The sequence below is a fragment of the Massilia sp. Mn16-1_5 genome, from assembly GCF_004798585.1.
Lineage (GTDB): Bacteria > Pseudomonadota > Gammaproteobacteria > Burkholderiales > Burkholderiaceae_D > Telluria.
In genome coordinates this window covers 61,752-71,859 of the sequence record NZ_PPXQ01000021.1, presented here as the reverse complement: position 1 = coordinate 71,859, position 10,108 = coordinate 61,752, and the positions used below count along the sequence as shown (strand labels likewise).

General features: G+C 66.8%; 7 protein-coding genes. 3 read left to right on the top strand and 4 right to left on the bottom strand.

The features are described 5' to 3' along the window. Positions 1-159: 159 nt before the first annotated feature. From C2862_RS21655 to C2862_RS21645, 3 genes are read left to right on the top strand one after another with little or no spacing between them, the layout of a single operon-like run. On the top strand, positions 160-549 hold the full coding sequence (locus C2862_RS21655; RefSeq protein ID WP_136222508.1) for a group II truncated hemoglobin: 390 nt from the start codon (positions 160-162) through the stop codon (positions 547-549). Beyond that, positions 549-1,865 carry a DNA recombination protein RmuC gene (rmuC, locus tag C2862_RS21650; RefSeq protein WP_136222506.1) on the top strand — a complete coding sequence of 439 codons (1,317 nt, stop codon included), beginning with the start codon at positions 549-551 and terminating at the stop codon, positions 1,863-1,865. Before C2862_RS21655 ends, rmuC begins: the two co-directional genes overlap by 1 nt. 33 nt (positions 1,866-1,898) lie before the next feature. Beyond that, a complete protein-coding gene (locus C2862_RS21645) occupies positions 1,899-2,507 on the top strand; it encodes a transposase (RefSeq protein ID WP_229467547.1) in 609 nt (202 codons plus the stop codon). A gap of 73 nt (positions 2,508-2,580) precedes the next feature. On the opposite strand, the gene glp is transcribed toward C2862_RS21645, so the two are convergent. The 4 genes from glp to C2862_RS21625 form a co-directional block, all read right to left on the bottom strand. Next, a complete protein-coding gene (gene glp / locus C2862_RS21640) occupies positions 2,581-4,458 on the bottom strand; it encodes a gephyrin-like molybdotransferase Glp (protein ID WP_136222504.1) in 1,878 nt (625 codons plus the stop codon). 7 nt (positions 4,459-4,465) lie between these two features. After that, positions 4,466-5,575 carry a GTP 3',8-cyclase MoaA gene (gene moaA / locus C2862_RS21635; protein ID WP_136222502.1) on the bottom strand — a complete coding sequence of 370 codons (1,110 nt, stop codon included), beginning with the start codon at positions 5,573-5,575 and terminating at the stop codon, positions 4,466-4,468. Further along, positions 5,568-6,905: a chromate efflux transporter gene (gene chrA, locus C2862_RS21630; protein WP_136222500.1), complete on the bottom strand. Its 1,338-nt coding sequence runs from the start codon at positions 6,903-6,905 to the stop codon at positions 5,568-5,570. Before chrA ends, moaA begins: the two co-directional genes overlap by 8 nt. A 72-nt stretch (positions 6,906-6,977) precedes the next feature. After that, on the bottom strand, positions 6,978-10,031 hold the full coding sequence (locus tag C2862_RS21625) for an Rne/Rng family ribonuclease (protein WP_136222498.1): 3,054 nt from the start codon (positions 10,029-10,031) through the stop codon (positions 6,978-6,980). Positions 10,032-10,108 lie beyond the last annotated feature (77 nt).

The following is a 10,108-nucleotide window of genomic DNA, read 5'->3' as shown; positions in this document are numbered from 1 at the left end:
CCAAGATGGCCGCTATCGGCGCTGCAATGCGTAAGCTGGCGCATCTGTGCTTTGGTGTCGTCCAGACCGGCAAGCCCTACGATCCAACATTTGCGATGTAAGGCTTGACGAGCAAGACGGTATCTACAATCGGACATGGCGTTGCGCTATCATGGCGTTATGTCCGAGAACCAAACCCTGTACGAAATCATCGGCGGCGAAGCGCGCCTGCGCGAACTGGTCGACCGCTTTTACGATCTGATGGAACTGGAGCCGGAATTTGCCGGCATCCACGCCCTGCATCCCAAGCCGAACGACAGTTCGCGCGAAAAACTCTTCATGTTCCTGTCCGGCTGGATGGGCGGTCCCGATCTCTTCATCGAGCGCTACGGCCACCCGCGCCTGCGTGCGCGTCATCTGCCGTTCGGGATCGGCACCAGCGAGCGCGACCAGTGGCTGCGCGCCATGGGCTGGGCGATGGAAGACATCGGCATCGAGGAAGACCTGCGCATGCGCCTGATGCAATCCTTCTACCAGACCGCCGACTGGATGCGCAACAAGGCCGACTGATGTCCACCTTCGAAATCGTCTTGCTGGCAGGGCTGCTGGCGGTCATCGCCTTGCAGGTGCTGCTGCTCCTGCGTGGCCGGAGTAGCGGCAGCGCCCATGCCTTCGAGCGCCTCGAGCGCGAACTGCGCCAGGAACTCCAGCACAGCGCCCAGGCCACGCGCCAGGAGCTGGCCGGGCACATGATGCAGCACCAGGGCGCAACCGTGCAGCAGCTCGACAGCATGCGCCAGCAGATGCAGCTGCATGCGGCCGGCGGCCGCGAAGAGCAGGCACGCGCGCTCAAGCGCTTCGCCGATACGTTGCAGCAGACCCTGGCGAACCTCACCGAATCGAACGCCCAGCGCATGCTGGAGGTGCGCGCCACGCTCGAGCACAAGATCCGCGACCTGCAAACCGATAATGCCAAGCGCCTCGAAGAGATGCGCCAGACCGTCGACGAAAAGCTGCACACGACGCTGGAGACGCGCTTGACCGAATCCTTCCGCCAGGTGTCCGAGCGGCTGGAAAAGGTGCACCAGGGACTGGGCGAGATGCAGCAGCTGGCGATCGGTGTGGGCGACCTGAAACGCGTGCTGACCAACGTGAAGACGCGCGGCACCTGGGGCGAAGTCCAGCTCGAAATGCTGCTCGAGCAGGTGCTGACTGTCGACCAGTACGCCAAGAATGTCGAAACGGTGGCGGGCACGAATGCGCGCGTCGAATTCGCGATCAAGCTGCCGGGCGTGGTCGACGGCGGCGCGCCGCTGTGGCTGCCGATCGACGCCAAGTTCCCGAAGGAGCAGTACGAGCGCCTGGTCGAAGCCCAGGACCGCGCCGACGCCGAGGGTGTGGCGCGCTACGGCGCCGAGCTCGAACGCGCGGTGCGCCTCGAAGCCAAGACCATCTGCGAAAAATACGTGTCTCCGCCGCAGACGACCGATTTCGCGATCCTGTTCCTGCCGACCGAAGGCCTGTACGCCGAAGTCATGCGCCGTCCCGGCCTGGCCGACGAACTGCAGCGCACCCTGCGCGTCACCATCGCCGGCCCCTCGACCCTGACGGCGCTGCTCAACAGCCTGCAAATGGGCTTCCGCACCCTGGCGCTGGAAAAGCGCTCCTCGGAAGTCTGGCAGGTACTGGGCGCCGTGAAGACCGAGTTCGGCAAGTTCGGCGACGTGCTGGCCGCGACCAAGCTGACGCTGGAGAAGGCGGCCAAGAATATCGAGAGTGCCGAGGTGCGCAGCCGCCAGATGGCGCGCAAGCTCAAGTCGGTGGAGGCCTTGCCGAGCGAAGCCGCGCAGTTGATGTTAGGCCCCGAAGCCGATATGGATACGTAGGGTGGGCGCCCCGTGCCCACCTGAAACTGCGCGTTGACGCGCCTCATCGATCCTTTACGCGCTGTACCTGACTCCCGCGCGCGCACTCTACAATGCGCGCCACCATGCCCCAACCGTCGCGCTCGTACCGGCACTACCTATTTCTTCACCCTGGTGACCTTCCGCCGGCAAGCGATCCTGTGCTTGCCGCCGATTCGCTCGGCGCTGCGCCGGGCTTTGGAGGACGTGCGCGTCGCCCGGCCGTTCCACATCGACGCGTGGGTGTTATTGCCCGACCATATGCACTGCATCTGGACGCTGCCTGAGGGCGATGTGGATTATTCGACTCGCTGGTCACTTATCAAGAACTCGGTGTCGCGCTTTGCCGTCCTGCCTGGGCGGCCGACGGGCGAGATCAGCACTTCACGTATCAAGCACCGTGATGCGGCTATCTGGCAACGGCGGTTCTACGAGCATCAGGTCCGCGATGAGCGGGATTTCAATAACCACGTGGATTACGTCCATTTCAATCCAGTGCGGCATGGGCATGCCGAGAGCGCGGCGGCGTGGCCATATTCGACGTTTCATCGATATGTGCGCGCCGGTGTGTACACACCGGATTGGGGTGGGACACAGCCAGCGAAGTCGATGTGGATGGAGTAGGCGCGGCGAATGATCATGGTGGGCACGGGGCGCCCGGTGAAACCGTGGTCGAGGCCATTGGCCTCGACCACCCCTACACCAGGCCTTCGAACATCAGCACATCCACCATGTCGCCGGCCGCGACGCTGCCCTGCTCATCATGCAGCACCACCATGCAGTTCGCCTCCGACATCGAGCGCAGGATGCCCGAGCCTTGCGAACCGGTGATCCGGACCTGTGGCGCGCCGTCTTCGCCGACCGCCAAGATCCCTCGCTGGTATTCGGTCCGTCCCGGCTTCTTGCGAATCGCACCCGCCGAGCGCGCGCGCAGCAGGGGGAGGGGCGCATCGGCCCCCATCATGCGCAGCAAGGCCTCGCGCGCGAAGAAGTAGAACGAGACCATCACGGCCACCGGATTGCCGGGCAGGCCGAACAGGAAGGCATCGTGGCCATTCGACTGAATGCGGCCAAACGCCAGCGGACGGCCAGGACGCATGCCGATCTTCCAGAAGGTGACGTCGCCCAGGCGCGCCATGATCTGCTTGGTGTAATCGGCGGCGCCGACCGAGACGCCGCCCGAGGTGATGATGGCGTCGGCATTTTCGCAGGCGCTGCGCAACGCTTCTTCCAGCGCGGCCGGGTCGTCGCGCACGATGCCCATGTCGATGATGTCGCAGCCCAGGCGGTGCAGCATGCCGTAGATGGTGTAGCGGTTGCTGTCGTAGACGCTGCCTTCGTCGAGGGCCTGGCCGATCGAGCGCAGCTCGTCGCCGGTCGAGAAGAAGGCGACGCGCAAACGGCGCCGCACCGGTACTTCCGCGATGCCGAGCGAAGCGACCAGGCCGAGGTCGGCCGGCCGGATCACCTTGCCCGCCTTCAGCGCCGCGCTGCCCGCTTTCAGATCTTCGCCGGCGAAGCGCCGGTTGTCGCCGGGCTTGATCACGCCGGCCGCGATGACGATTGCATCGGCGGATTCTTCGGCGACGAATTCCTGTGGAATCACGCTGTCGCAGCCTTCCGGCATGACGCCGCCCGTCATGATGCGCACGCATTCGCCGCGGCCGGGAATGCGGGTATCCGGCTTGCCCGCATACACGGTGCCGACGACCGTCAGCCGGACCTGGCCTTCAGCAGGCAGGTCTTCGCCGCGCAGCGCGTAGCCATCCATCGCCGAGTTGTCGTGCGCCGGCACGTTAATCGGCGAGACGATGTCGCGCGCCAGCACGCGCCCAAGAGCGGCGCGCAGCGCGACCTGCTCGATGGCCTGTACCGGCTGCACGAATTCGCGGATGATGCGCTGCGCATCCTTGACGGGCAGCGCATCCGGATCGTAGGCCGAGAGACAGCTGGTCACGTCCGCCAGGCGCGGTGCGCGTACGGTATCCAGGCTATGCAACTCGTCGAGCGTGTTGATGTTGCGGAAGGCCTCCGCGTCCTCGAACAGAACTTCAATCGCCTTTAAACCCTTGTACCAGCCGTCCATCCGGCGTCCGCCTTCGAGCAGGTACTGCGAAAGGATCGGCAGCAGCGACGCCTTCACCAGGCAGAACACCGGATGCGGCTGCACGCGCTGTCCCGGCTCCTGGGTCGCGGCGAAGGCGAGGTCGGCATCCTGCTCGCGCAGCGCGTCCAGCAGCCTTGACGCCAGGTCCGGCGGCAGGAAGGGCGAGTCGCAGGGCGCGGTGAGCAAGTATTCGGTCTGGCAGTGGCGCATGCCTGTCGCCATGCCGGCCAGCGGGCCCATGAAGCCGGGCAGGTCATCCGGCCACACAGGCACGCCGAGCGCTGCGTAGGTGTCGAGGTTCTGGTTGGCGTTGATGGCGACCTGCGCCACCTGGAGGCCAAGGCGTTCGAGAACGTGGGCGGCCATGGTCTTGCCGCGGAAAGGCTGCAGGCCCTTGTCGACCTGGCCCATGCGCGTGCCGCGTCCGCCTGCGAGGACCAGGCCGCTGATCGATGCTTGTCGTGTCATGTTGTTGTTAACCGCCGATGTAGGACATTTCAACTTTGCGTGCGCCGCGCTCGAGGCTCGGTGTGTCCGCCGTGCGCGTTTCGGAGTAACGGTCCGCGCGGCCGCGCCACAGCTGGGCAATCGCCCCGCCGATGGCGAGATCGTCGTGGCCGGCACGCAGCAGGGCGCGCAGGTCGTGGCCGCGGGTCGCGAACAGGCAGGTGTAGAGCTTGCCCTCGGTCGAGAGGCGCATGCGGCTGCAATCCTTGCAGAATGCCCCGGTGACGCTGGAGATGACGCCGATCTCGCCGCCGCCATCCAAGTAGCGCCAGCGCGCAGCCGTCTCGCCCGTGTAGTTGGCCGCAACCGGCACCAAAGGCAGCTCGGCCGCGATGCGTTCCACCACTTCGCTCGACGGCACGACTTCCTCCATGTTCCAGCCGTTCGAGGCGCCCACGTCCATGTATTCGATGAAGCGCAGGATCGTCGGCGAGTCTTTGAAATGGCGGGCCATCGGCACGATCTGGTCGTCATTGCTGCCGCGCTTGACGACCATGTTGACCTTCACCGGCCCCAGGCCCACGGCATGCGCCGCATCGATCCCGGCCAGGACGTCGGCGACCGCGAAGTCGACGTCGTTCATGCGCTTGAAGACGGCGTCGTCGAGCGCGTCGAGCGAGACCGTGACGCGGTCGAGTCCCGCATCCTTGAGGGCGCGCGCTTTCCGGGCGAGCAGCGAGCCGTTGGTGGTGAGGGTCAGGTCGAGCGGGCGGCCGGAGGCCGTCGGCAGCGTGCGCAGCATCGCCACCAGGTGTTCCAGGTTCTTGCGCAGCAGCGGCTCGCCGCCGGTCAGGCGGATCTTCTCGACCCCGTGGGCGATGAAGATGCGCGCCACGCGCGTGATTTCCTCGAATGACAGCAGGTCGCTGTGCGGCAAATAGGGGTAATCCTTGCCGAACACTTCCTTCGGCATGCAGTACACGCAGCGGAAATTACAGCGGTCGGTGACGGAAATGCGCAGGTCGTGCAGAGGACGCGACAAGGCATCGACGAGCACACCGCCGGGTGTGACGGGTGCCGCCGGAACCGCCAGCGCCGGTGCGCGCAGGTCGTGCAGCATGATGATTTTTTCAGACATGCCAATACGATAGCACGAGGCCAGCGAGCGCACAGGCGGCGATCAGGCTGATCGTCCCGACCCTGTAGCGCAGCAGGGCGAGCGCGGCCAGCAGGCCGAGCACGATCGCTTGCGGCTGGAGCGTGCCGCCGGCGAAAAACACCTCGCGCCCGACGTAGAGGGCGAGACTGGCGATCACCCCGACCACGGCCGCCGAGATGGCCGTGAGCGGCGCCGTCAGGCGCAGGTTGCCGCGCGTGGACTCGACCAGCGGCCCTCCGGCCAGGATGAAGACGAAGGAGGGGATGAAGGTGAACACGGTGGCGACCGTCGCGCCGGCAATCCCGCCCAGCCAGGGCGCGGCCGCGTCGAACACGGCATGCGTCCAGCCGCCCACAAAACCGACGAAGGCGACAATCATGATCAGCGGGCCGGGCGTCGTTTCGCCCAGCGCCAGGCCGTCGATCATCTGCGGCGCGCTCAGCCAGCCGTAGTGCTCGACCGCGCCCTGCACCACATAGGGCAGCACGGCGTAGGCGCCGCCGAAAGTCAGCATGGCCGCCTTGGTGAAGAACCAGCCCATCTGCGCCAGCGGGCCGCGCGCGCCTCCCCAGGCGGCCAATAGCAGCCAGGTGACCAGCATCAGCCCGACGCCGACGCCGACCACCGCTGCCAGCCGCGCGCGCGAGAAGCGCGCGTGCTCCGGCGTAGGCGTGTCGTCGTCGATCAGGGCGCGCGGCCGTTCTGCGTCGAGCCTGGCATGTGCGGCACCATGCCCGCCGACCGGCTGGAAGGCCTGGGGCCGCAGGCGCGCGCCGAGCACGCCTGCCAGCGCCGCCGCCAGCACGATCAGCGGGAAGGGAAGCTGGAGCAGGGCGATGGCAACAAAGGCGGCGCAGGCGATCCCGACCAGGATGCCGTTGCGCAGGGTGCGGCTGCCGATGCGCCAGGCGGCGGCGAGCACGATCGCCACTACCGCCGGCTTGATGCCCTTCATGATTCCGGTCACGGCGGGCAGGTGCCCGTAGGCGAGGTAGATCCAGGACAAGCCGATCAGGATCAGGAGGGAAGGCAGCACGAACAGGACGCCGGCAATGATGCCGCCGCGGGTCCGGTGCAGCAGCCAGCCGATGTAGACGGCCAGCTGGGTCGCCTCGGGGCCGGGCAGCAGCATGCAGTAGTTCAGCGCGTGCAGGAAGCGGCCTTCCGAAATCCAGCGGCGCCGCTCAACCAGCTCCGTGTGCATCAGCGCGATCTGCCCGGCCGGGCCGCCGAAGCTGATGAAGCCGAGTTTCAGCCAGTAGAGGAAAGCGGTGCGCAGGCTGACGGGGGCGGGATCAAGACGGTCCATCGTGTTGGCGGAAAGTGAGCAAATAAAAAGGGAAGCACGCGGCTTCCCTTTTCGTTTAGCGACGCAACAGCATTACTGGCGCGTGTCGACCTGGATCAAGGGCTCGTCGACCAGCTTGGGGGCCGGCTTGCGGGCACGGCCGACGCGCACCGGGGCGGCTGCCTGGGCGGCCGCTTCCTGGGCTGCGCGCAGCTTGTCCGGGTCGGTCGAGGCCAGCGTCAGGCCGGCGGCGCCGAGCACTTCGCTCAGGTCGGCACTGGCTTGCGGTGCTGCGGCCACTTGCGGTGCCGGAGCGGCGACTGGCGCCGGAGCCGCTACTGGAGCCGGAGCCTCGGCAACGGGGGCGGCAACCACTGGCGCCGGCGCGGGTGCCGGCGCTGGTGCGGCAGGCGCCTCGATCGCCGGAGCCGGTGCTGCAACCGCTTCAGCCACTGGTGCCGGTGCGGCCTGCACCGGCTTGGCTGCCGGCTTCGGCTGGGTCATCGTGGCAGCGGTCGGGAAGAACCAGGTCTGGTTCGTCGCGGCCGGCACGCCGAAGGTCGGCACCGGAGCTGGCTTGGCGCTTGCCGCCGGCGCGGCCTTGGCGGCAGCCTTGGCTTGCGCCGCGGCGACCGAGGCGGCGGTTGGGAACGGCCATGGCGCCTGCTCGGCGGCTTGCTGGCGTTCGCCACGGCCGCGGCCACGGCCACGGCCGGTCTTCTCGGCGGCGACCTTGGCGGCTTCCTCGTCGGCGACCGGCATGAAGGCCGGCGTGCCTTCCTGTTCGCCGTGCTCGCCTGCCTCGACTTCGTTGCCGTCGCGGTCGCGGCGGTTGCGGTTGCGGCCACCGCGGCGGCGGCGGCGGCGCGGCTCGTCGCCGCCTTCGGTTTCCGCTTCCTCCGGACCGGTGCTGGTCACGGCCTTGACGGCGTGCTCGAGCTGGTCGCCGTGCGGCGTGGTGGTCGACAGTTCGGTTTCAGGCGTCGGGATGGCAACGACGTTCACTTCGTCCAGCTTGGTCTCGACCGGCTGCTGGCGTTCTGCGCGTTCACGCGGCTGGCGTGGTGCGCGTTCCGGACGCTCGCCACGTTCAGCACGTTCGCCACGCTCGGCGCGTGGTGCTACCGCTTCGGCGCCTTCGCGTGCCTCGCGCGGAGCACGTGGCTCGCGTGGCGGACGCGGTTGACGGGCCGGCTTGCCTTCGCTCTCGACCGGCTTGGCGGTCTCGTCAACGGCGGTCTTGGCCGTCAGGTCGCGCTCTTCGCGCTGGCGCTCGGACTTGCCGCCGCGGCCTTCGTTGCGGCCATTGCGGTTGCGCTGGCCACGGCCATTGCGCTCGCCGCGCTCGGCCGCTGCCGGAGCGGCCGGCTTGACCGGCTCGGCCACGACGGGCGCCGGGGCGACCGGCACAGGGGCGCCCATGAAGAAGGCTTTTACTTTGGCGAAGAAGCCGGTCGGGGCCGGTGCCGGCGCGGGGGCGACGGGCACTTCGGCCGGTTTCGCAGGTTTCGCCGCTTCGCTGCGGTCGACCACAGGCGCCGGCTGGGCCGGGGTGATGGTCTTGACGACGGCTTCCTGGCGCGGCTTCTGCTCTTCCTTCTGGCGCTTGCTGTAGGCCATGTCGGTTTCGGCCGTCTCGGCCAGCGTGTAGCTGGCGGCGGCGTCTTCCAGGCGCGGGTCGTCGTGCTTGATGCGCTCGAGCTTGTAGTGCGGGGTGTCGAGGTGTTTATTCGGCACCAGGATCACGGTGATGCGGTGGCGGTTCTCGATCTTGAGGACTTCGCCGCGCTTCTCGTTCAGGAGGAAGGCGGCAACGTCGACCGGCACCTGCACGTGGATCGTGGCCGAATTTTCCTTCATCGCCTCTTCCTGGATGATGCGCAGGACTTGCAGGGCCGAGGATTCGGTGTCGCGGATGTGGCCGGTGCCCGAGCAGCGCGGACAGGTCACGTGCGAGCCTTCCGACAGCGAGGGACGCAGGCGCTGGCGCGACAGCTCCATCAGGCCGAAGCGCGAAATCTTGCCCATCTGGACGCGTGCACGGTCATGGTGCAGGGCGTCCTTCAGGCGCTGTTCGACTTCGCGCTGGTTCTTCGCGACTTCCATGTCGATGAAGTCGATGACGATCAGGCCGCCCAGGTCGCGCAGGCGCAGCTGGCGCGCCACTTCGTCGGCCGCTTCGCAGTTGGTGTTGAAGGCGGTGGTCTCGATGTCCGAGCCGCGCGTGGCGCGTGCCGAGTTGACGTCGATGGAGACCAGGGCTTCGGTGTGGTCGATGACGATCGCGCCGCCCGACGGCAGCGGCACGGTGCGCGCGTAGGCGGTTTCGATCTGGTGTTCGATCTGGAAACGCGAGAACAGCGGCACGTCGTCGCTGTAGCGCTTCACGCGGTGCGCCATGTCGGGCATCACGTGGCTCATGAACTGCTGGGCCTGTTCGAAAATCTCGTCGGTGTCGATCAGGACTTCGCCGATGTCAGGCTGGAAGTAATCGCGGATGGCGCGGATGACGAGCGAGCTTTCCTGGTAGATCAGGAAGGCGCCCGAAGCCGACTTGCCGGCGCCTTCGATCGCGCGCCAGAGTTGCATCAGGTAATTCAGGTCCCACTGCAGTTCTTCGACGTTGCGGCCGATGCCGGCGGTACGGGCAATCACCGACATGCCTTGCGGCAGGTCCAGCTTGTCCATGGTCTCGCGCAGTTCCTGGCGCTCTTCGCCTTCGACACGGCGCGACACGCCGCCGCCGCGCGGGTTGTTCGGCATCAGGACCAGGTAGCGGCCGGCCAGCGAAATGAAGGAGGTGAGGGCAGCGCCCTTGTTGCCGCGTTCTTCCTTCTCGACCTGCACCATGATTTCCTGGCCTTCGCGCAGGGCTTCCTTGATGGTCGCGTTACGCACGTCGACGCCATCACGGAAATAGGAGCGGGCAACTTCTTTGAAGGGGAGGAAGCCGTGGCGGTCTTCGCCGTAGCTGACGAAGCAAGCTTCGAGGGAGGGTTCGATGCGGGTGATGACACCCTTGTAGATATTCGACTTGCGCTGTTCGCGTCCGGCCGTTTCGATATCGATGTCGATCAGTTTCTGGCCATCGACGATCGCTACGCGCAGCTCCTCTTGCTGCGTAGCGTTAAACAACATACGTTTCATTTTTATAGACTCCGCGACCCGTGGGCCGTTCCATGCCGCCTTGCCAGGGCGGCGCAACTACAGGGACATACGCGGGA

Excerpts from the sequence above, each read along its gene's own strand:
- C2862_RS21655 (WP_136222508.1), top strand. The coding sequence starts at position 160 with ATGTCCGAGAACCAAACCCTGTACGAAATCATCGGCGGCGAAGCGCGC.
- rmuC (WP_136222506.1), top strand. The coding sequence starts at position 549 with ATGTCCACCTTCGAAATCGTCTTGCTGGCAGGGCTGCTGGCGGTCATC.
- glp (WP_136222504.1), bottom strand. The coding sequence starts at position 4,458 with ATGACACGACAAGCATCGATCAGCGGCCTGGTCCTCGCAGGCGGACGC.
- moaA (WP_136222502.1), bottom strand. The coding sequence starts at position 5,575 with ATGTCTGAAAAAATCATCATGCTGCACGACCTGCGCGCACCGGCGCTG.
- chrA (WP_136222500.1), bottom strand. The coding sequence starts at position 6,905 with ATGGACCGTCTTGATCCCGCCCCCGTCAGCCTGCGCACCGCTTTCCTC.
- C2862_RS21625 (WP_136222498.1), bottom strand. The coding sequence starts at position 10,031 with ATGAAACGTATGTTGTTTAACGCTACGCAGCAAGAGGAGCTGCGCGTA.